Origin of the sequence: Saccharothrix sp. CCNWYY140 (assembly GCF_037401995.1) — a bacterium.
In the GTDB taxonomy this organism is placed as follows: Bacteria; Actinomycetota; Actinomycetes; order Mycobacteriales; family Pseudonocardiaceae; genus Actinosynnema.
In genome coordinates, this window is the sequence record NZ_JBBEGC010000124.1 from 1 (window position 1) to 20,941 (window position 20,941).

The window sequence follows — 20,941 nt, forward strand, 5'->3', positions numbered from 1 at the left end:
GCGTGGTTGCCCTTCGGGCAGGCCATACGGTGGGGGAACCGAGGCCCTCCACTTGTAGGTAACACCTACCGCGCGCTTCGCGCGCGTGGAACCGCGCTGCGCGCGGAAAGGGCTTCCGTTGTCGTCTGGGGTCGGCTGTTATTCGCCGTCCGGGAACGGGTTGGCGGAGTGGCCGACCAAGTCCGCGATCGACTTCACCACCCGAGTCGGCCGATACGGGTACAACTCCGCCGTCGAGTCCGCCGAGATCCCCGTCAACACCAGGATCGTCCGCAACCCAGCCTCCAACCCCGACCGCACGTCGGTATCCATCCGATCGCCGATCATCAACGTGTTCGCCGAGTGCGCACCCAACGCCCTCAAGGCAGACCGCATCATCAGCGGATTCGGCTTCCCCACGTAATACGGCTCGCGCCCGGTAGCCCGCTCGATCAGCGCGGCGATAGAGCCGGTGGCAGGCAGCGAACCCTCCCGAGAAGGCCCGGTCGCATCGGGGTTCGTCGCGATGAACTTCGCCCCCTCCTCCACCAACCGGATGGCCTTGGTGATGGCGGTGAAGCTGTAGGTGCGGGTTTCGCCCAGGACCACGTAGTCCGGGTCGCGGTCGGTCAGGACGTAGCCGATCTCGTGCAGGGCCGTGGTCAGGCCCGCCTCGCCGATGACGAAGGCCGATCCGCCGGGGCGCTGGGAGTCCAGGAAGCGGGCGGTGGCCAGTGCCGAGGTCCAGATCGCGGTTTCCGGCACCTCCAGGCCGGTGCGGGAGAGCCTGGCCCTGAGGTCGCGCGGTGTGTAGATGGAGTTGTTCGTGAGCACGAGGAACGGGATGCCGTTGGCGGTCAGCTCCGCCACGAACTCGCTCGAACCGGGGATCGGGTGCTCCTCGTGCACGAGCACGCCGTCCATGTCCATCAGGTAGTTCCACTGCTCGGCCATGCGGGCCATGCTGCCGGCTCAGGCGTCGACCACGCGCCTGCGGAACGTTTCGATCAGCACTCGGTTGTACCGATCCAGCACCTCGCGCTCGGCGGGTGTGAACTGGGCGAGGACCTCCCGCAACGTCCCGCGGGCACCCTCGAACAGGTGCTCGTACCGCCCCGCCTTCTCGACGGTGACCTCGACCAGCACCTTCCGCCGGTCGTGCGGGTCGCGGACGCGGCGCACGTAGCCCGCCTTCTCCAGCCGGTCGATGACGCCGGTGACCGCGCCCGTGGACAGGCCGGACAGCTCGGCGATGCGGCCCGCGGTGACCGGTCCCTCGGCGCGCATGGCCAGGTCCAGGCACTTCTCGTCGGTCGGCGACAGGCCCATCCGCTCCGCCACCCGCGTGTGGAACAGGATGGTGAGCGCGCTGGACTCCCGCGCGTACCCGGCGAACCGCTCCAGCACGTCCGCGGGCACGTCCTGCTCGCTCGTCATGTCAAGCAATTTAGCCGTCGACCGACCCGGGTTGGGATGGTCCTCCAAGCCGGCCGACTGTGCTGTGGCGCATTTGTAGCGGTACCCACAAGGGCCATCCCATTACCCTGGTAGGGGTGACAGCTGTCGAGCTGGGACTACCCATCGTGCGCGGCACCCCCGAGGCCGCCGGCCGACCCGATTCCCCGCTGCTGGTCGACCGGTTCGGGCGGGTCGCGACGGACCTGCGCGTGTCGCTGACCGACCGCTGCAACCTGCGCTGCACCTACTGCATGCCCGCCGAGGGCCTGGACTGGCTGCCCAAGCAGGAGTTGCTGACCGACGACGAGCTGGTGCGGCTGATCGGCATCGCGGTGACCCGGCTGGGTGTGGTCAACATCCGGTTCACCGGCGGCGAGCCGCTCCTGCGACCCAACCTCGAACGGGTCATCGCGGCCACGGCGGCACTGGCGCCACGCCCCAAGATCTCCATGACCACCAACGGCATCAGCCTGGCCCGCCGGGCGGACGACCTGGTCGCCGCCGGCCTGGACCGGGTGAACGTCTCGCTGGACACCCTCGACCCGGTCCGGTTCCGCGAGCTGACCCGCCGCGACCGCCTGTCCGACGTGTTCGCGGGGCTCGCCGCCGCGAGGGACGCCGGTCTGGCGCCGGTGAAGGTCAACGCGGTCCTGATGCGCGGGGTGAACGAGGACGAGGCCGTGCCGCTGCTGCGGTACTGCCTGGAGCACGGGTACCAGCTCCGGTTCATCGAGCAGATGCCCCTGGACCCCCAGCACGGCTGGAACCGGGACGACATGGTGACCGCCGAGGAGATCCTGGCGGCGCTGCGCACGGCGTTCACCCTCACGCCCGAGCCGGGCGAGCGGGGTGGCGCGCCGGCGGAGCGGTGGCTGGTGGACGGCGGACCGGCGGTCGTCGGCGTCATCGCGTCGGTGACCAGGCCGTTCTGCGCGGCGTGCGACCGGACCCGGCTGACCGCGGACGGCCAGGTGCGCAACTGCCTGTTCAGCCAGTCGGAGACGGACCTGCGGGCGCTGCTGCGCGGCGGCGCGTCCGACGAGGAGATCGCGGACCGGTGGCGGGCGAACTCGTGGGCGAAGGCGGCCGGGCACGGCATCAACGACGCCGGGTTCCACCAGCCGGACCGGCCCATGAGCGCTATCGGAGGGTGAGTTGGTCGAGCTGACGGTCCGGTACTTCGCGGGGGCGCGGGCCGCCGCGGGCGTGCCGGACGAGAGCGTGGCGCTGCCCGGCGGCGCGACGGTGGCGGCGGCGCTGGCGGCGGTCGAGGCGAAGCACGGCGAGCGGCTGGGGCGCGTGCTGGCGGCGTGCAGCTTCCTGCTCGACGGCGTGGCCGTGCGCGACCGTTCGACACCGGTGTCCCCCGGGGCGCTCCTGGACGTCCTGCCGCCCTTCGCGGGGGGCTGACGCTGCGTCATTCGGGCGGCGGAACGACGTGAGCCACGACTCACCCTGGGTGATCGATCTCGACGGATCTCGGATTGGAAACGGGACGATAACGACGCCCTGACCTGCGGCGATGACCGGGTCGACGGATCACTCGCGTTCGTTACAGTGATGTGGATCACGTCGGAGATCGTTTGGCAGCGCGCCGGCGGTTACGTACGGTCGCTCGTTGGTTGGCCCCGACCAACCACGAGCACCACCCGGGACGCCGCACACCGAACCCCGTCCGACGGCTCCCGGCACCAACCCCGAGCGAGAGAAATCCGCCGGACGGGGAGGCGATCGGCCACGTGGGGAACCCGAACCCCGGCCGGTCGAGCAGGTGTGGGTGGGCAGAGAGGCACATGGCTTCGTACCGAGGCAAGCACCGCCCGACCACCAGCACCGCCGTTCGCACCGCCGCGAAGGTCGCCGTCGCAGGCGTCCTCGTCGGCGCCCCGCTGAGCCTGGCCGCCGGCACCGCGAACGCGCAGAGCGTCAACTGGGACGTGGTCGCGCAGTGCGAGAGTGGCGGTGACTGGAGCATCAACACCGGCAACGGCTACTACGGCGGGTTGCAGTTCCTGCCCAGCACGTGGCGCGCCAACGGCGGCGCCGGGATGCCCCACGAGGCGTCCCGCGAGGAGCAGATCCGCGTGGCCGAGAACGTCCTGGCCACCCAGGGCATCAACGCGTGGCCGGTCTGCGGCCCGAAGGGTCTCGGCGGCGGTTCCGCCCCGGCCCCGAAGCGCACGGCCCCGGCCCCGGCCCAGCCGCGCCAGGCGGCCCCGGTCCAGCAGCAGGCCGCGCCGGTCCAGCAGCAGGCCGCCCCGGTGACGGTGGCCCTGCCGACCTCCAACCCGAACGGCGACTACGAGGTCAAGGCGGGCGACAGCCTGTCCAAGATCGCGGACGAGCTGAAGGTCGAGGGCGGCTGGGCGAAGCTGGCCGAGCTGAACAAGCAGTTCATCCCGAACCCGGACCTGATCCTGCCGGGTCACAAGATCGCGACCAAGTGATCTCGGGTCGGCCAGCCCGACCCACCCAAGACCAGGGACCCCTGCCGACCTCCCCCGACGGCAGGGGTCCTTGTTCGTTCCCAAGCCGGAAGAGCTAGCGGCGGTCGTCCACCGACAAAACCCAAGTGCCGCGAGCGACGAAGTCGAAAGCGCCGGTGGTGCTGGTCTCGATGCGAGCGCCGTACTGCTGCACCTCGACGCTCTCCAGCTGGTCATCCGGATTCGGCAGCTCCAGCGTGTAGGCGTACCGCGGCTCCCGTTCCGTGAAGAGCTTGCTGCGCAACGGTTCCTGCGGCTGGCCCGCCGCGTTCCGGTAGGTGAACTTCACCGACCACGCCGAGTTCGCCAACTCACCAGGCACGGAGATCTGCACCGGTCGACCGGGTCGCACGCGCAGCACGCCCACCGCCTCCGGGTCCGCCTCGCACTCCACCGACTGCAAGTCGCAGTACTGGGTGGGCTTGACGACGACGGTCTTGCCGTCGGCGTAGAAGGTCACCTCGGGGTCCGTCGGGGCGGCACAGCCCGCGACGACCAGCAGCAGCGGCACAACCGGCAGCACTCGACGCACGGCAAGCGAGCCTACGGGGTCACGGCGGTGGGTCGGATGGGGCGGTCGCCGCCCAGGCCCGGCACGAGCGTGCTGCCCCGCCGGGTCGCGATGGTCTGCGCCAGCCCGATCGACAGCAGGCCCGCCAGGACCGTGAACCCGATCCAGTACTCGGTCGGCAGCAGCACGCCCAGCGCGCCGCCGAACACCCACCCGAGCTGGAGGATCGTCTCCGACCGCCCGAACGCCGACGCCCGCGACTCCTCCGGCAGGTCGTCCTGGATCACCGCGTCCAGCGAGACCTTCGCCAGCGAACTCGCCGTCGCGCCGACCAGGCCCACCACGGCCGCCGTGATCAGGCCCGGCAGGATCGCCGCCACGACCGTGGACAGCAGCGCGCCGATCACGCAGCCGATGACGACCTGGTCCGGTGCGCCGAAGTGCAGGCGCGCGCCGACCGCGTTGCCCAGGAAGCTGCCGATGCCCGCCGCGCCCGCGATCACACCGAGCAGCAGGACCTGCCGGAACGGCTCGCCCTCGGTCTGCGCCCGCACCACGAACGCCGAGAACAACATCAGGAACCCGGTCAGCATGCGGATCGAGCCGTTGCCCCACAGCGCCACGACGACCGTCCGGCCCAGGGTCTGCCGGGGCTTGTGCGGCCTGGCCCGCAGGGACGTCGGCACCTCGCCCTCGGTCACCTCCACCCACGCGGGGATGCGCAGGCACAGCCACCCGTTGACCAGGCACAGCACGGCGGTGAACCACAGCGCGCCCGGCGAGCCGAACAGGTTCGCGAACCCGGCCGCGACCGCGCCGAACACACCACCCGCCGCCAGGCCGAACACGGTCATCCGCGCGTTGGTCTTGGACAGCGTGATCTCGCGCGGCAGCACTCGGGGTGTGATGGCGGCCTTCAGCACGGTGAAGGACTTCGACAGGACCATGCTGCCCAGCGCCGCCGGGTACAGGCCCCAGTTGTCGAAGTTCATCGCCATGACGATGGACAGGAACACCCGCAGCACGCACGACAGGGCCAGCGCGACCCGGCGGCCGTGCTGGATGCGGTCCAGCACCGGGCCGATCACCGGGGCCACCACGGCGAACGGTGCCACCGTGATCAGCAGGTACAGGGCGACCTTGCCCCGGCTCTCGCCGGTGGCGGCGGAGAAGAACAAGGTGTTGGCCAGCGCCACGGCCATCGCCGCGTCGGCGGCGTAGTTCAGCATCACCGCGTAGGTCAGCGACGACAGCCCGGACTGCTTGGCCCCGTCCGCGTGCGCAGCCCGCCGGAACGCCCGCACCGCCTGCGAGCTGAGCTGCTTCGTCCGGAACCACGCGACCCGGGTGACGGTCAGCTTCTTCGGCAGGCTGGGCGCGGTGGGCTCCTCCGGCTGGGGCGGACGGCCACCCCTCGGCGGATAGCCCCGATCGCCCTGGGGATCCCGCGCCTCGTACTGCCCACGCGCCTCGTACTGGCCACGCGGTTCGTACTGCCCACGCGGCTCCCGCGGATCCCGGGGCGTGCCCTGGTCACGCGGCGCGTAGCCGGGCTCCGGGGGCACGCCCGGCGTCGGGTACGGCCGGGTTCGCGGCTTGTACTCGTCGTCCTCCCACGGGTACCGCCGCGGCTGTTCGTCCGGCCGTGGGGGTGTCACACCCCAATCCTGCCTCACCGGCACCGGGCTGTCTCACACATTGCTCCCGGTGAGCACGGTGGCGGTGGTCTCCCCCGGCAGGTCGTGCGCCACCAGCCCGGCCAGCCCCGCCGCCCCCGCCGGCTCCAGCACCAGCCCGAGCGTCCGCAGCGCCAGGTCGGCCGCCTCCCGGATGGCGTCGTCGGACACCAGCACCACGTCGTCCACAAGTTCCCTCACCCGGGTCACCGACTCGGGCACCGGCACCCGCACGGCGATGCCGTCGGCGATCGTCTCGACCGGACCGTCCCACGCCCGCCCGGCCCACGCGTGCGCCAGAGCGGGCGCGCCGGCCGCGCACACCCCGACGACCCGCGTGTGCGGCGAGTGGTGCTTGAGCCACCGCGCCATGCCGGTGATCAGCGCGCCATCACCGAGCGGCACCACCACGCTGTCCAGCGACACCCCGGCCCGCAGCAGCTCGACCGCGATCGTGCCCGCGCCCTCGCACACCGCCGGCTCCCGACCGTCCTCGACGAACACCGCGCCGGTCTCCTCGGCGTGCGCCCGCGCGACGGCCTTCGCCCCGGTGAAGTCGCCCGGGACCTCGTGGACGACCGCGCCCAGCACCCGCATCCGGCGCACCTTGTCCGGCACGGCCCGGTCCGACACGAACACCTCCACCGGGAAACCGTGGTTGCGCCCGGCGTAGGCGAGGGCCTGGCCGAAGTTGCCCGCCGACGCGCACACCACCGGCTGTCCGACGGGCAGCGTCGAGGCCAGGAAGTCCGCTCCCCGGCCCTTGAAGCTGCGCAGCGGGTTGGCGGTCTCCACCTTCACCAGCACGCGGCGGCCCAGGGCGGCGCACAGCTGCTCGTCCACGTACTGCGGGGTGTCGCGGAAGACGGGGTCGATGGTCGCGGCGGCGCGGGCGATGTTGTCCAGCTCGATGTCCACTCCGGGAACGCTAGGTCGCCCACCCGTGGTGGCGATTGAAAGTTTCCGCGCCGCGACGCAAGATCTTTGCGTGGAAGCCCTGGACGACGTGGACCGCCGGCTGCTGGCGCAGCTCCAGCAGGACTCCGGCCGCACCCTGCACGAGCTGGGTGAGCTGGTCGGCCTGTCCCCGAGCGCGGTGCAGCGGCGGATCACCCGGCACCGGGCGTCGGGCCTGCTGACCCGCGAGGTGGCGGTGCTGGACGGCACGCGGGTGGGCGGGCTGCTCGCCGTCGTGCTGGTGGTGCTGGAACGGGAGTCCCACGCGCACCACCGGGCCTTCGCCGAGCGGATGCGCGCCACGCCCGAGGTGCAGCAGTGCTACGAGCTGGCCGGCCGGTGGGACTACCTGGTGGTGCTGTCGGTCACCGACATGGCGCGCTGCCGCGAGGTCGGCGACGAGCTGTTCCAGCGGGACGACAACGTCAAGCGCTACGAGACCATGCCGGTGTTCGACGCGGTGAAGACCGGCCTGGCCGTCACCCTTCCTTGATCTTGATCCGGAAGATCGTCGGCCAGTTCTTGCCGGTGACCAGGAACTCGTCGGTGCTGCCGGGCACGGCCGCGATGCCGTTGAGGACGTTGGACTCGGGCACGTCCGCCGGGCGCACGGAGCTGAGGTCGACGGTGGCGAGCACGTCACCGGACCCCGGGTCGATCTTCACGATCTCGTCGAGCTGCCACAGGTTCGCCCACACCGCGCCGCCGACGCACTCCAGCTCGTTGATCCGGACCAGCGGGATGCCGTTGCGCTTGACCGTCACCCGGCCCGTCTCGGCGAACGTCTCCGGGTCGCGGAACCGCAGCTCCTCGGTGCCGTCGCTCATCACCAGCCGGTCGCCGTCGCGGCACAGCCCCCAGCCCTCGCCGTCGTACGTGGCGCGTTTCACCTCTTGGAGTGTGTTCTTGTCCCGTTGGATGGCGACGCCGTTGCGCCAGGTGAGCTGCCAGACGCGGTCGCCGACCACGGTCACGCCCTCGCCGAAGAAGTCCGCGGGCAGGTCCACGCGCTGCTCGACGTCTCCGGTGGCCGGGTCGATGCGGCGCAGGCTCGACTGCCCCTCCAGGCCCGTGCCCTCGTAGAGGACGCCGTCGACCAGCTCCAAGCCCTGGGTGAACGCCTCCGGGTCGTGCGGGAGGGTGCCGAGCACCTCGACCGAGGGTCTCCGCTGCTGGGTGGGCTGCTCAGGCGGGGTCGGCGTGGACGTGCACGCCGCGGACATGACGAGAACCACTGCCATCGGGAGCCACCGCACGTCCGAAAGGGTGGCACGTGTGCACGAGCCTGCGAAGACGTGCGGCACAATTCACCTGTGACCGCCACGCCGACCCAGCAGCCCGATCCAGTGCTCGCCGACCCGGCGCTCGTCGACGCCGCGGCGGTGTCGACCGCCCGCGCCGCCGCGCAGGAGGAAGCGGGTGCGGAACCCGTCGGCGCGCACGTGGGCGTGCTCGCCGAGGACGAGGCGTCGGTGACCCACCTGTTCGAGGCCGCCCACGCCGGCTACCGGGGGTGGAACTGGGCGGTGACCGTCGCGTTCGCCGGCCCCGGCACGCCCGTCTCGGTGTCCGAGGTGGTGCTGCTGCCCGGCGACGACGCGCTGGTCGCGCCCGACTGGGTGCCGTGGAACGAACGCGTCCGCGCCGGCGACCTGGGCGTGGGCGACCTGCTCCCGCCGCGCGAGGACGACCCGCGCCTGGTGCCCGGCTACGTGGGCTCCGACGACCCGGCGGTCGAGGAGGTCGCGCTGGAGGTCGGCCTGGGCCGGGTGCGCGTGCTGTCCCGCGAGGGTGTCCTGGACGCGGCGTCCCGCTGGCACGGCGGCGACTTCGGCCCCCGCAGCGACATGGCCCGCAGCGCGCCCGCGACCTGTGGGACCTGCGGTTTCTACGTCCGGGTGGCGGGTTCGCTGGGCGCGGCCTTCGGGGTGTGCGCGAACGAACTGACGCCGGCCGACGGGCACGTGGTGCACGTCGAGTACGGCTGCGGCGCGCACTCGGAGGTCGAGGTGGAGGGCGGCCCGGCGGTCCCGGTGGCCGACGTGGTCTACGACGACGCCATCCTCGACGTCGAGGTCAACGAGATCACCACCGAAGCCGCTCCGGCCGAAGCGGAGTCCGCGCCTGCCGCCGCTGCCGAGACCCCCGCCGCCGAGGCGACCGCCGACGCCGCGCCAGCCGCCGCCGAAGCCGAGCCTGCTGCCGAAGCCGCGCCGGCCGTTGTCGCCGAGTCGGCCGCTGAGTCGGCCACCGAACCCGCCGTCGAGCCCGCCGCCGAGTCGGCGGACGAGTCCGGGCGGTGAGCCGGGACCCGTTCGGCACCGAGGCGCTGCGGGACTCGGTGCTCGCCGCCTGGCGCGGCTCGCCCACCCGGTTCCGCGAGGACGCCAACGCCGAGGAGGACCTGCGCCTGGGCGGCTACCGCGACCGCCTGCTGGTCGAGCTCGCCCAGAACGCCGCCGACGCCGCCCGCGGCACGCCCGGCACCTTCCGCCTGTCCATTGTGGACGGTGAGCTGCGCGCGGCCAACACGGGTGCCCCGCTGACGGCCGAGGGCGTCGCCGCCCTCGCCTCCCTGCGCGCCTCGGCGAAGTCCGCCGACACGGTGGGCCAGTTCGGCGTGGGTTTCGCCGCCGTCCTGGCCGTGACCGACGCCCCGCGCGTGATCTCGACCTCCGGCGGTGTGCTGTTCTCCGCCGCCCGCACCCGCCAGGCCGTCCCGGAGCTGGCGGAGGCGCGCGGCGGTGACGTGCCCGTCCTGCGCCTGGTCTGGCCGACCGACGAGGCCGACCTGCCGGCCGGCTTCGACACCGAGGTCCGCCTGCCGCTGAAGGTGGACGGTTCGCGCCTGCTCGCCGAGTTCGCCGACCAGGTCCCGGACCTGCTGCTGGCGCTGCCCGGCCTCCGCCGGGTCGAGGTCGGCGACCAGGCGTGGGAGCGCACCGAGGACGACGGCGTGGTCGTGCTGCACGGACCGGCCGGCGAGCAGCGGTGGCGCGTGCACCGGGTCGGCGGCGAGCTGCCCGCGCACCTGGTGCAGGGCGTCGAGGCCCGCCCGCACTGGACCGCCTGCTGGGCGTGGCCGATGGACGAGCCGCTGGACGGCGACGTCCTGCACGCCCCGACCCCGACCGACGAGAAGATGTCGCTGCCGGCGCGGCTGATCGCGTCGCTGCCGGTGGAACCGTCCCGGCGGCGGGTGATGGTCGGCCCGGCCGCCCGGTACGTCCTCGACGAGGCGGCGCGGGCGTACCCGGACCTCGTCCTGGCCCTGCCCGCGATCGACCGCACGTCCCTGGTGCCGCTGCCCGGCTTCCCACTGTCCGAAGTGGACGGCACCCTCCGCGAGAGCGTGCTGTCCGAGCTGCGCAAGGCGTCCTGGCTGCCGCTGGCGTCCGGCGAGTGGACCGCGCCGGAGACCGCGAAGGTGCTCGACGCGCCCTCGGAGCTGCTGGTGGAGTTGCTGGAGGAGGTCGTCCCCGGCCTGCTGGACGCCGAACTGACCCTGCCCGAGCACGCGAAGGCGTTGGCGGCGCTGGGCGTGCCGCGCATGCCGGTCGCCGAGGTGGTCGCGGCGCTGGCCGGTGTCGGCGGCGACCCCGGCTGGTGGCACGAGGTCTACGACGCCCTGACCCCGCTGGCCGACGTCGACTCGACCGCGCGCGAGGAGATGGGCAGCCTGCCCGTGCCGCTGGCCGACGGCCGGCTGGTCAGCTCGCCGCGCGGGGTCTACGTGCTGCCCGCGGACGTGTCCTTCGACGTGTCCGGCCTGCGGATCGTGCACCCGGAGGCCGCGCACCCGCTGCTGCTGCGCCTGGGCGCGCTGGAGGCCGGCCCCGGCGAGCTGCTGGACTCCGACGCCCTGCGCGAGGCCGTCAAGCACAGCCTGGACGACCCCGCGATGGACGGCCCGGACCTGGTCAAGACCGTGTTGTCCCTGGTGGCGCGCGCCGGCGGCCGTCCGTGGCTGGGCGAACTGGCCCTGCCCGACGACCACGGCGACTGGCGCCGTGCCGACGAACTGGCGCTCCCCGACTCGCCACTGCTGTCCGTGCTGGAGTCCGACGCGCCGATCGGCGTCCTGGACGCGGACCTCGCCGCCGAGTGGCCGCGCGAGGTGTGGACGGGCGTCGGCGTGATCGACGGCTTCACCGTCGTGGACGACACCTCACCCACCGAACCCGACCACGACCTGGCCGACGAGGGCTACTGGTGGGACGGCGCGGACGAGCCGCCGACCCGTGTCCTCGGCATCCGCGACCTGGACCTGGTGGCCCGCGACAAGTGGCCGGACGCCCTGCGCCTGATGGCCGCCGACCCGATCGCGTGGCGCGCGGTGACCGAACCGGACGGCTACACCGGCTGGTGGCTGGCCCGGTACGCGACCCTTGATGGACGCCCGCTGGGCACGTGGCGCCTTCCCGACGCGGAGGGCTTGGACGGCCTGTACGACGTCGTCCCGAACGTTGACGTGCCCCCGCACGTGCTCGCGGCGGCTGGCGTGCGCACTGCCCTGACCGTGCTCGACGAGGACGACGTCACCGACTTGCTGACCCGCTTGGGTGACCCGTCCCGCAAGCTGGCCGACGCCCTGGTGCTGAAGGTCCACGCGGCACTGGCGGAGGTCGCGGACTCGGTGTCCGTCGAGCCCCCGGACCGGGTGCGCGTCCTGACCGGCGAGGCCGTGGCGGCGGATGACGTGGTGGTGCTGGACCTGCCGTGGCTGCTGGGCGTGCTCCCGGGCAACCAGGTCCTGGCCGCCGAGGGGCACGCGGAGGCGTTGGCGGAACTGCTGGCCTTGCCGCTGGCGTCCGAAGAGGTCACTGGAGAGATCGAGACTGCGGGCGACGAGGTCGTGTGGGCGGAGTTGGGCGCGGTCCGCTTGGCGTGTGACTTGCTCGGAGTGGAACTGCCGACCAGCCCGGTGATCGTCCACGACGAACTGCACGTGGTCTTTGAGGGCGAGTCGCACGAGGTGTCGTGGTGGGTGGAGGACGACGTCCCGCACGCCGCTGACACCCCGGAGGGTTTGGCGCGTGCGCTGGCTTGGGCTACCGGGCGATGGGCGGACCGACACACATTTGCAGCCCTTATCGCCGACCCGACGCCGACTGTGCTTTTGGGCTGATCGTCCAACCCTCGACCACCACCGCACTCAGTCGCCTTAGAAAAGGCAAAAGCCCAGGCAGGGGTGTGCCGGGCGGCAGCTTCGTGAAAGCCCAGGTGTGTGGGTGGTGGTTAGTCGAGGCCCTGTTGTGCTGTTCGCGAACCCTTTCGGGCGGCTGATCGTTGCCATCGGAAGATGCCGTAGCCGATGAAGCCCAAACCGCAGCCTGCCGCGCAGGTCCACAGGAGGGTGGTCTGGTCTCGGGCGAACAGCAGGATCGCCACGAAGGCGAGGAACCACAGCGTCGTGCCGGCGGCGATCGCGGGGACCGGGTCGGTCAGCCGCGCCGGCAGGGGCGGTGGGGCGGGCGGCGATTGGGTCTGTTCGGCCACGTCAGGCAGGCTACCTGCCGGAAACACCGGTGCGGCACGCTCTGCGCACCTAAACGACCCCAGTGGGAGGCGACATGGCCGCGAAGACCGGCGGTGAGGTGTCCAGGAAGGGGCTGGACGGCTTCTTCAAGATCTCCGAGCGCGGCTCGACGGTGGGGCGGGAGGTGCGCGGTGGGCTGGTCACGTTCGTGACGATGGCCTACATCGTCGTGCTGAACCCGTTGATCCTGGGCAGCTTCGCCGCGGACGACCCGTCGGCCAAGAAGGACGTGCTGGGTGCGATCCTGCCGGTGTCGCAGGTCGCCGCGGTCACGGCGCTGGTCGCCGGCGTGATGACCATCCTGTTCGGACTCGTGGCCAACTACCCGTTCGCGCTGGCGACCGGGTTGGGCATCAACTCGTTCGTGGCCGTCTCGATCGTGCCGCAGATGACCTGGCCCGAGGCGATGGGGCTGGTCGTGGTGAACGGGCTGGTGGTGTTGCTGCTCGTGGTCACCGGGGTGCGGACGGCGGTGTTCAACGCGGTGCCGCCGGAGCTCAAGGCGGCGATCGCGGTCGGCATCGGCCTGTTCATCTGCTTCATCGGGCTGGTGGACGCCGGGTTCGTGCGGCGGCTGCCGGACGCGGCGGGCACGACCGTCCCGGTCGGACTGGGCATCGGCGGGTCGATCGCGTCCTGGCCGACGTTCGTGTTCGTGGTGGGGCTGGTGCTGACCGGCATCCTGGTCGCGCGCAAGGTCAAGGGCGCGATCCTGATCGGCGTGCTGGCCACGACGGTGGTCGCGATCGTGGTGGAGGCCATCACCAAGGCCGGGCCGTCCAAGGGGACCAACCCGGCCGGGTGGAACCTGGGTTACCCGGCGCTGCCCGAGCAGGTGTTCGGCCTGCCGGACCTCGCGCTGCTGGGTGACGTGTCGTTCGGCGCGTGGACCCGGGTGCCCGCGCTGACCGCCGCGCTGCTGGTGTTCACGCTGGTGCTGACGGACTTCTTCGACACCGTCGGCACGATGACCGGCCTGGGCAAGGAGGGCGGGTTGATCGGCAAGGACGGTCAGCTGCCGGGCGTGAGCAAGGCGCTGTTCGTCGACGGCGTGGGCGCGGTCGCGGGTGGGGCGGCGTCCAGCTCGTCCAACACCGTCTACATCGAGTCGGCGGCCGGTATCGCCGAGGGCGCGCGGACGGGGTTGGCCAACGTCGTCACCGGCCTGCTGTTCCTCGTGGCGATGTTCCTGACCCCGCTGTACTCGATCGTGCCGGTCGAGGCGGCGGCGCCCGCGCTGGTCATCGTCGGTGCGCTGATGATCGTGCAGGTCAAGGAGATCGACTTCGGCGACTTCTCGGTGGCGCTGCCCGCGTTCCTCACGATCGTGGTCATGCCGTTCACGTACTCGATCGCCAACGGCATCGGCGCGGGCTTCATCAGCTACGTGGTGCTGCGGGCGTTGACCGGGCGGGCGCGCAGCGTGCACCCGCTGATGTGGGTGGTGGCCGCGGCGTTCGTCGTCTACTTCGCCATCGGCCCCATCCAAGCTGCTCTCGGTAACTGAGCGGGCAGGTTCACACGACGGTGGGCGAGATCGTGAGGTATGCTAACTACGTGGCGGAGAGCGACGCGGAACGGGGACTGGCGAGCCGGTTGCGGCTGGCCGTGGTCCGGCTGACCCGACGGCTCCGCGCGCAACGGGTCAACTCCGCGATCTCGCTCACCCAGGTGTCCGCGCTGTCCACGCTGCACAAGTGCGGGCCGCTGACGCCGGGCGAGCTGGCCGCCAAGGAAGGCGTCCAGCCGCCGTCGATGACGCGGGTGATCGCGGCGCTGGAGGAGTTCGGCTTCGCCACGCGCCGCCCGCACCCCACGGACGGCCGGCAGGCCATCGTGGAGCTGACCGAGGCCGGGCTGGCCTACATAGACGAAGAGGTGTCCGCGCGCGAGGCGTGGCTGGACAAGCGGCTGGCGGAGCTGACACCCGAGGACCGGGCGGTGCTGTCGCGCGCCGCCGAGATAATCGACAGGATGGCGGGGCAGTAACGGGTGCCGGCGTACGCGGGTGGTCACGAGTCCGATCGGGTCGATCGAGGGACAGCGCTACCCCCGCCGCCGGCGCCGAAGCCGCGCATGTTCGGTTCGCTGCGCGTGCGCAACTACCGGCTCTACGCGTCCGGGCAGGTCGTGTCGCTGGTCGGCGTGTGGATGCAGCGCGTCGCCCAGGACTGGCTGGTCCTGGAGCTGTCCAACGGCTCCCCGGTCGCACTGGGGATCGCGGCGGCGTTGCAGTTCGCGCCCACCCTGTTCCTGTCACTGTGGGCGGGCGTGCTCGCCGACCGGATGGACAAGCGGCGGCTGCTGCTGATCCTGGAGACCGGGCTCGGGCTGTGCGCCCTGACCCTGGGCCTGCTGGACGTGCTGGGCGTGGCCGAGTTGTGGCACGTCTACCTGCTGTGCTTCCTGCTGGGCGCGGTGGCGGCGGTGGAGACGCCCGTGCGGCAGTCGTTCGTGGTCGAGATGGTGGGCCGTGACCAGCTGACCAACGCCGTCGCGCTGAACTCGATGACGTTCAACCTGGCTCGCATGGTCGGCCCGGCCATCGCGGGCGGCTTGATCATCTTCGTCGGCACCGGTTGGGTGTTCCTGCTCAACGCCATGACCTTCGTCGGCGTCATCGGCGGCCTGCTGCTCATGCGCCCGGCGGAGCTGCACCGCGGCGACCCCGTGCCGCGCGAGAAGGGCCAGCTGCGCGAGGGGCTGCGGTACGTGCGCAAGCGCGCGGACCTGGTGATCCTGCTGGTTCTGGTGTTCTTCATCAGCACGTTCGGGCTGAACTTCTACGTGACCCTGGCGGTGCTGGCCCGCAACACCTTCGGCGGCGACGCCGACGCCTACGGCCTGCTCTCGACCTTGCTGGCGGTCGGCACCCTGGCCGGCGCAACCCTGGCGGCCCGCCGGAGCGCCCGCGGCAAGCCCCGGCTGCGCCTGTTGATCATCGGCGCACTGGCGTTCGGCGCGCTGGAGATCACCGCGGGCCTGATGCCGTCGCTGTGGCTGACCGGCGCCCTGCTGATCCCGGTGGGCATCGCGATGATGACCTTCACGACCACCGCGAACGCCACCGTCCAACTGGCCGTGAGCCCGGCCATGCGGGGCCGCGTGATGGGCCTGTACATGCTGGTCTTCCTCGGCGGCAACCCCATCGGCGGCCCGGTGATGGGCTGGCTGGCCGAACACTTCACCCCCCGCGCGCCCCTGGTGGTCGGCGGCGTGGTGTCCATCGTGGCGGCCTTGGTGGGCGGGTTCGTGCTGGCGCGGCGCGGCGGCCTGACCCTGCCGACCTACCGACTCGGCCTGCGGCGGCGCTCCCGCGTCTGAGCCCGCGGTGGGCCAGGTACTGCTCGACCAGCAGCAGGAGGGCCGCCGAAGCCAAGGAGATCGCGACACCGGCCAGGAACGCCCGCTGGGACAGGGAGTTCTGGGTGAACGGGTCGACGACCTGGTACGACAGCCGCCCGAGCCCGCCGGGTTCCGTCCAGGTGAGCCGGTCGGGCCGGTCGGGAGCGGGTGACGCCCACTGGAGTTGCCACGGTCCGTCCGGTCGGGGTGGCGTGAAGGTGAACGTCGTGATCTTCGGGTGGTCGAGGGGTTGGCCGGACACGAGGTCGGCGAAGGGCGCGAAACGCGGCCGATCGTCGTTCGTCAGCTGCCGCACCACCACGGGGTTGGCCGTGGGACTGCCCGCACCACCGGCAACCGGTGCGTACGAGTAGTGGACCGAGGCGCCGATCCGGGCGGGTTCGGGCGTGGCGATGGGGATTTGCACCCGGAGCCGGTTCTCCCCGCCGTTGGCCACGCTCCGACCGGTGATGGTGGTTGCGGATCCGTCGTCGTAAGCGGCGTGGTCCCAGATCTGGTGGACCCCGTCGCCGTTGACCGCTCCGATCCGGCCGCCGACGCGGTACTCGACACCGGTGCCCCAGAAGGCGTCGTCGCCGCACTTCACCACGTCGCCCACACGCCGAGCAGATGGCGTCATGCAGAAGGCGTTGAGGTCGGCATCAGGAGGTACCGCGTACTGCCCGGACACCACCACGAACCAGTGCAGGTCGACCGTGGGCGCGGTGGTCGTCAAGTCGACGGACAGGGCGCTCAACCCGGCAAAACCCGTGTTCCACATGTCGACGGTGACCGCCACCTCCACTGGAACCGACTGGACCAGCGCATCCCGGTCGTCGTCCACCAGGATCATCAGCCCGCCCCGCGGCGCCTCGGGCCGTTGCCAGGTGAACCCCTCCGGCCACAGCAGCACGGAGGTCGCGATGAGGACCACCGCGAGCACGGACAGCGGTCGGACCCAGCGGCGGACGAAGTCGGTGCGGCCTCCGGCCGGTGGCTCGGCGGGCGGTTCCGGGTGCGGGACCGCGGGCGGCTGTTCGTGAGGCGGGGTGGGAGGTCGGCGGGCCAGGTACCAGCTGGCCAGACCCAAGGCGATGACCGCCAGGCGTAACGCGGACTTCGACCGGTCGCCCATCCCCACACCTCCCGCTGCGTGCCGACGGTCGGATTATCGGGTGAGATCACCCCGTGGTCATCGCGACGGACTGGGTGCGGCTGCTCGTCATCTGCGTGTTCTTCACCGGGGCGGCCGGTGCGGTGTTGTGGTGGGCTCGGCTGGCCTCGCCCCGGCCGGTGGTCACGGCCGCCGCCCGCGCGGCTGTGCAGCTCGCCGTCGTGTCGGCGGTGGTCACCGGGGTGTTGGCGTCGTTGCCGTTGACCTTCGGGTTCCTGGTGGTGATGGCCGCGGTGGCGACCGGGACGTCGGCGGCGCGGACGAAGACCGGGTGGCGCGGGGTGTGGGTCGGGGTGGCGGTCCTGGCCGGGACGGTGCCGGCGATCGGCGCGATGGTGGTGAGCGGGTTGGTGCCGGTGGAGGGGATCGCGCTGGTGCCGGTGGGCGGCATCCTCATCGGTGGCGCGATGACGGCGACGACGTTGTCCGTGCGGCGGGCGCTGGACACCCTGCGGGACCGGCACGGGGAGTTCGAGGCCGCTCTCGCCCTCGGGTTCACCGAGGCGGTGGCGGTGCGGGAGTTGGTGCGTGGGCCGGCCGGGGAGGCGTTGTTGCCCGCGTTGGACCAGACCCGGACGGTGGGGCTGGTCACACTTCCGGGTGCTTTCGTGGGGATGTTGCTGGGCGGTGCGCCGGTGTGGCAGGCCGGGGCGTTGCAGCTGGTCGTGCTGGTGGGGCTGCTCGCGGTGGAGGCGGCGGCGATTGCCGTCGTCGTGGAGCTGGTGGCGCGAGGGTTCGTGCGACGGACTTCCCCTCAAGGCGAAGTTAGGCTAACCTAAGTCTCGTCGCTTCGTGGTGGGAGCGGCAGTCAGTTCGGGAACAGACGAGGCCCCGCCTCCCGGTCGTACCGCCGGGGAGCGGGGCCTCGTCGTGTCCGGCGGTGGGCTTGTCGGAGCATCCGCCGCCGGGGGCTCAGGGCAGCTGCAAGCCGTTCTTGCCGGCGCGCGCGGCCTCGAAGCGGGCGTTCACGTCGTCCCAGTTCACGACGTTCCACAGCGCGGAGATGTAGTCCGCCTTCAGGTTCCGGTACTGGAGGTAGTACGCGTGCTCCCAGATGTCGAAGACCAGCAGCGGCGTGGTGGCGATCGACAGGTTGGAGTGGTGGTCCTTGAGCTGCTGGGTGATCAGCCGCTGCCCGACCGGCTCCCACGCGAGGATGCCCCAGCCCGACCCCTGGATCGACGACGACGCCGCCGTCAGCTGGGCGCGCAGCCCGTCGAACGACCCGAAGTGCTCGTCGATCGCCGCCGCCAGCTCCCCGGTCGGCTTGTCGCCGCCGTTGGGGGACAGGTTCTTCCACCAGACCTGGTGCAGCGCGTGCCCGGCGAGGTGGAACGCGAGCGTGGTCTCCAGGCCGACGATCGAGCCGAAGGTGCCCTTGTCGCGGGCCTCGTCGATCTGCTCCAGCGTGTCGTTCGCGCCCTTCACGTAGGCGAGGTGGTGCTTGGAGTGGTGCAGCTCGTTGATCTCCCCGATGATCGCCGGCTCCAGGTCGCCGTAGTCGTAGTCCAGGTCGGGCAGGACGTACTTCGCCATGACATCCCCTCGTTGCAACCTTCTGGTAGTTGCAATCTACTGGCAACTAGGGTGGTCGGAAACTGAGGTGCTGATCACCGGGGATCCTGCGACGATCGGGGGCGTGTCCGTACTGGCAGCCCGGAACGTCACGCTGTCGTTCGGTCCCCGGACCGTGCTCCAGGAGGTAGCTCTCGATGTCCACCCCGGTCACCGCGTAGGACTGAGCGCGCCCAACGGCGTCGGCAAGTCCACCCTGCTGCGCGTGCTCGCCGGGGAGCTGAAGCCGGACGAGGGGTCCGTCACAGCGAGCGGGAGCGTCGCGTTCCTGACCCAGGAGACGACCGTCCGGCCCGGCGAGTCCCTGCGCGCACACCTCGCCCGCCGCACCGGCGTCGCCGAGGCCGTGCACCGGTTCGAGGCCGCGACACATGCGCTGGCCGAGGGCGGACCGGGCGCGGACGACGAGTACGCGCGGGCGTTCGACGCGTGGACCGCCATCGGCGCGGCCGACTTCGACGACCGCGCGGACGAGGTGTGCGACCGGCTCGGCCTGCCCGCCGACCTGCTCGACGAGCACCGGACCCTCTCCGGCGGCCAGTCGGCCCGGCTGCGGCTGGCGTCGGTGCTGCTGGCGCGCGCGGACTTCCTGCTGCTCGACGAGCCGACCAACGACCTCGACGCGGCGGGCCTGGACCTGCTGGAGTCCCACGTCCTGGCCAGCCCGGCGGGCATGGTCCTGGTCAGCCACGACCGCGAGTTCCTCGCCCGGACCACCACCCACGTCGCCGAGTTGGACGAGTTCACGCACCGCCTCACGGTCTTCGGCGGCGGCTGGGACGCCTACGAGGCGGAACAGGCCACGGCCAGGCGCCGCGCCCGCGAGGAGTACGAGACGTACGCGGCCAAGCGCGACGCCCTCGTCCAACGCTCCCGCGAGGTCCGCGAGTGGTCCCGCGCGGGCGTGCGCCGCAACGCGAAGTCCGACGAGCCCGACAAGAACATCAAGGCCCACCGCAAGCAGGGCGCGGAGAACACGGCCGCCAAAGCGTCCACTGTGGACCGTGCCCTGGCCCGCTTGGGGGAGGTCGAGGAACCCCGCGAGCCGTGGGAACTGCGCCTGACCCTCCCGTCGGCGGGTAGGGGCAGCCAGATCGCCTTCACCCTCCGCGACGCCGTGGTCGAGCGCGGCGAGGTCACCCTGGGCCCGATCGACCTCACCATCGGCGCGGGGGAGCGCTGGCGCATCACCGGCCCCAACGGCTCCGGCAAGAGCACCCTCCTGGCAGCCCTGCTGGGCCGACTCCCACTCCGCAGCGGAGACCGCAGCCAGGGCGCGACGGTCGTCGTGGGCGAGGTGGACCAGGTCCGCGAGTCCTTCACCACCGACCGCACCCCACTGGAGGTCGTGGCCGAAGCCACCGGCCTACCGGAGGTCGAGGTCCGCACCCTCCTCGCCAAGTTCCGGGTAGGCGCCGACGCGGTCCTGCGCCCGGCACGTTCCCTGTCCCCCGGCGAGCGCACGAGGGCCGGCTTGGCCGTCCTCCAGGCCAGGGGCACCACGTGCCTGGTGCTGGACGAACCGACCAACCACCTCGACGTCCCGGCCATCGAGCAGTTGGAACAGGCCCTGGACACCTACGAGGGCACCCTGCTGCTGGTCACGCACGACCGACGCCTGGCGGACGCGGTGGGGGTGGACCACACACTCGATGTGCGGACCCTGGCAAGATGAGCACATGGGCACGGAGGACGACTGGCCGATCGAACAGACGTGGTCGATGCGCAACACCCACTGGCACGCCTACGTCGAACACACCTCCCTCGACCACGCCTCCCCACGCCAGGACCGCCTGGAACGCACCCCGGAAGAGGTCCTGACGACCCCCGCCGAGGTAGCGGCGTGGCTGGAGGTCAACCTCCGCAGCGCCACCAAGCCGGAGGAGGTGGGGAAGAAGCGCACGAAGGACGAACGCGACTTCTCCGACTCGAACCGAGTGCACACCTCCCTGGCGTCGAGGGGCGAGTCCATCTACACCGGCGTCAAGGGCATGCTGACCCTCGCGGTAGAGGCCGTAACCCCAGACGAATGCCGCAGCTCCCACGACGGCGCCGACGTAGCCCCTCTCAAAGCCGGCCGCCGCCGCTAACCCCGCACGCCCCCAGAAGACACGGCCACGCACCCACCGCACGAGGCTGCCTCCACCCACCCGCCGCACGCGAGGCTTTTCATGAAGCTGCCGCACGGCACACCTCTGCCTGGGCTTCTTGCTTGTGTCATCCCCGTATGGCCTGCCCGAA

20 protein-coding genes are annotated in these 20,941 nt (G+C 71.7%); 12 read left to right on the plus strand and 8 right to left on the minus strand.

Annotated features, from left to right (window positions below):
- Window positions 1–138: 138 nt before the first annotated feature.
- Window positions 139–933, minus strand: coding sequence for an HAD-IIA family hydrolase (locus WBN91_RS32810; RefSeq protein ID WP_337728196.1), 795 nt, complete (start codon window positions 931–933; stop codon window positions 139–141).
- A gap of 18 nt (window positions 934–951) precedes the next feature.
- The gene (locus WBN91_RS32815; RefSeq protein WP_337728195.1) at window positions 952–1,416 is read right to left on the minus strand and encodes a MarR family winged helix-turn-helix transcriptional regulator; all 465 of its coding nucleotides are present in this window, start codon (window positions 1,414–1,416) and stop codon (window positions 952–954) included.
- Between the two features lie 116 nt (window positions 1,417–1,532).
- Here WBN91_RS32815 and moaA point away from each other — a divergent pair, with 116 nt between their 5' ends.
- The 3 genes from moaA (at window position 1,533) to WBN91_RS32830 (ending at window position 3,884) form a co-directional block, all read left to right on the plus strand.
- Window positions 1,533–2,591, plus strand: a complete 1,059-nt coding sequence (gene moaA, locus WBN91_RS32820; RefSeq protein WP_337728194.1) for a GTP 3',8-cyclase MoaA — start codon at window positions 1,533–1,535, stop codon at window positions 2,589–2,591.
- A 1-nt stretch (window position 2,592) separates the two neighbouring features.
- The gene (locus tag WBN91_RS32825; RefSeq protein ID WP_337728193.1) at window positions 2,593–2,847 is read left to right on the plus strand and encodes a MoaD/ThiS family protein; all 255 of its coding nucleotides are present in this window, start codon (window positions 2,593–2,595) and stop codon (window positions 2,845–2,847) included.
- Between the two features lie 383 nt (window positions 2,848–3,230).
- The gene (locus tag WBN91_RS32830) at window positions 3,231–3,884 is read left to right on the plus strand and encodes a transglycosylase family protein (protein ID WP_337728192.1); all 654 of its coding nucleotides are present in this window, start codon (window positions 3,231–3,233) and stop codon (window positions 3,882–3,884) included.
- Between the two features lie 94 nt (window positions 3,885–3,978).
- Here the strand turns inward: WBN91_RS32830 and WBN91_RS32835 are convergent, their stop codons facing one another.
- Genes WBN91_RS32835 through WBN91_RS32845 form a run of 3 tightly spaced genes read right to left on the minus strand, consistent with a single transcriptional unit; the run spans window position 3,979 to window position 7,028 of the window.
- On the minus strand, window positions 3,979–4,455 hold the full coding sequence (locus WBN91_RS32835) for a DUF2771 family protein (protein ID WP_337728191.1): 477 nt from the start codon (window positions 4,453–4,455) through the stop codon (window positions 3,979–3,981).
- Window positions 4,456–4,466: 11 nt separating this feature from the next.
- Window positions 4,467–6,092 (minus strand): MFS transporter, encoded by a 1,626-nt coding sequence (locus WBN91_RS32840; protein WP_337728190.1) that lies wholly within the window; start codon window positions 6,090–6,092, stop codon window positions 4,467–4,469.
- Window positions 6,093–6,125: 33 nt separating this feature from the next.
- Window positions 6,126–7,028 carry a threonine ammonia-lyase gene (locus tag WBN91_RS32845; RefSeq protein ID WP_337728189.1) on the minus strand — a complete coding sequence of 301 codons (903 nt, stop codon included), beginning with the start codon at window positions 7,026–7,028 and terminating at the stop codon, window positions 6,126–6,128.
- 70 nt (window positions 7,029–7,098) lie between these two features.
- Between WBN91_RS32845 and WBN91_RS32850 the strand changes: the two genes are divergently transcribed.
- Window positions 7,099–7,560, plus strand: a complete 462-nt coding sequence (locus tag WBN91_RS32850) for an Lrp/AsnC family transcriptional regulator (RefSeq protein WP_337728188.1) — start codon at window positions 7,099–7,101, stop codon at window positions 7,558–7,560.
- On the opposite strand, the gene WBN91_RS32855 is transcribed toward WBN91_RS32850, so the two are convergent.
- Window positions 7,547–8,308 (minus strand): glutaminyl-peptide cyclotransferase, encoded by a 762-nt coding sequence (locus WBN91_RS32855; RefSeq protein WP_337728187.1) that lies wholly within the window; start codon window positions 8,306–8,308, stop codon window positions 7,547–7,549. The two genes, WBN91_RS32850 and WBN91_RS32855, sit on opposite strands and share 14 nt — an antisense overlap.
- 72 nt (window positions 8,309–8,380) lie before the next feature.
- Here WBN91_RS32855 and WBN91_RS32860 point away from each other — a divergent pair, with 72 nt between their 5' ends.
- Together WBN91_RS32860 and WBN91_RS32865 are read left to right on the plus strand one after the other, a co-directional pair.
- Entirely contained in the window at window positions 8,381–9,370 is a 990-nt protein-coding gene (locus tag WBN91_RS32860) for a DUF3027 domain-containing protein (RefSeq protein WP_337728186.1), read from the plus strand.
- Complete coding sequence (locus tag WBN91_RS32865) at window positions 9,367–12,195, plus strand: sacsin N-terminal ATP-binding-like domain-containing protein (protein WP_337728185.1); 2,829 nt, start codon at window positions 9,367–9,369, stop codon at window positions 12,193–12,195. The genes WBN91_RS32860 and WBN91_RS32865 overlap by 4 nt, the downstream gene beginning before the upstream one ends.
- A 110-nt stretch (window positions 12,196–12,305) precedes the next feature.
- Here the strand turns inward: WBN91_RS32865 and WBN91_RS32870 are convergent, their stop codons facing one another.
- A complete protein-coding gene (locus tag WBN91_RS32870; protein ID WP_337728184.1) occupies window positions 12,306–12,566 on the minus strand; it encodes a DUF2530 domain-containing protein in 261 nt (86 codons plus the stop codon).
- Window positions 12,567–12,640: 74 nt separating this feature from the next.
- Here WBN91_RS32870 and WBN91_RS32875 point away from each other — a divergent pair, with 74 nt between their 5' ends.
- From WBN91_RS32875 to WBN91_RS32890, 4 genes are all read left to right on the plus strand, one after another.
- Entirely contained in the window at window positions 12,641–14,113 is a 1,473-nt protein-coding gene (locus tag WBN91_RS32875) for an NCS2 family permease (RefSeq protein WP_337728183.1), read from the plus strand.
- 50 nt (window positions 14,114–14,163) lie between these two features.
- Window positions 14,164–14,595 carry a MarR family winged helix-turn-helix transcriptional regulator gene (locus WBN91_RS32880; RefSeq protein WP_337728182.1) on the plus strand — a complete coding sequence of 144 codons (432 nt, stop codon included), beginning with the start codon at window positions 14,164–14,166 and terminating at the stop codon, window positions 14,593–14,595.
- Between the two features lie 87 nt (window positions 14,596–14,682).
- A complete protein-coding gene (locus WBN91_RS32885) occupies window positions 14,683–15,930 on the plus strand; it encodes an MFS transporter (protein ID WP_443217840.1) in 1,248 nt (415 codons plus the stop codon).
- A 1,209-nt stretch (window positions 15,931–17,139) separates the two neighbouring features.
- Window positions 17,140–17,904: an ABC transporter permease gene (locus WBN91_RS32890; protein ID WP_337728180.1), complete on the plus strand. Its 765-nt coding sequence runs from the start codon at window positions 17,140–17,142 to the stop codon at window positions 17,902–17,904.
- A 133-nt stretch (window positions 17,905–18,037) separates the two neighbouring features.
- On the opposite strand, the gene WBN91_RS32895 is transcribed toward WBN91_RS32890, so the two are convergent.
- Window positions 18,038–18,661: a superoxide dismutase gene (locus tag WBN91_RS32895; protein WP_337728179.1), complete on the minus strand. Its 624-nt coding sequence runs from the start codon at window positions 18,659–18,661 to the stop codon at window positions 18,038–18,040.
- Window positions 18,662–18,764: 103 nt separating this feature from the next.
- Here WBN91_RS32895 and WBN91_RS32900 point away from each other — a divergent pair, with 103 nt between their 5' ends.
- Both WBN91_RS32900 and WBN91_RS32905 read left to right on the plus strand, forming a co-directional pair.
- Window positions 18,765–20,375: an ABC-F family ATP-binding cassette domain-containing protein gene (locus WBN91_RS32900; protein WP_337728178.1), complete on the plus strand. Its 1,611-nt coding sequence runs from the start codon at window positions 18,765–18,767 to the stop codon at window positions 20,373–20,375.
- 4 nt (window positions 20,376–20,379) lie between these two features.
- Window positions 20,380–20,790 (plus strand): hypothetical protein, encoded by a 411-nt coding sequence (locus WBN91_RS32905; RefSeq protein ID WP_337728177.1) that lies wholly within the window; start codon window positions 20,380–20,382, stop codon window positions 20,788–20,790.
- Window positions 20,791–20,941 lie beyond the last annotated feature (151 nt).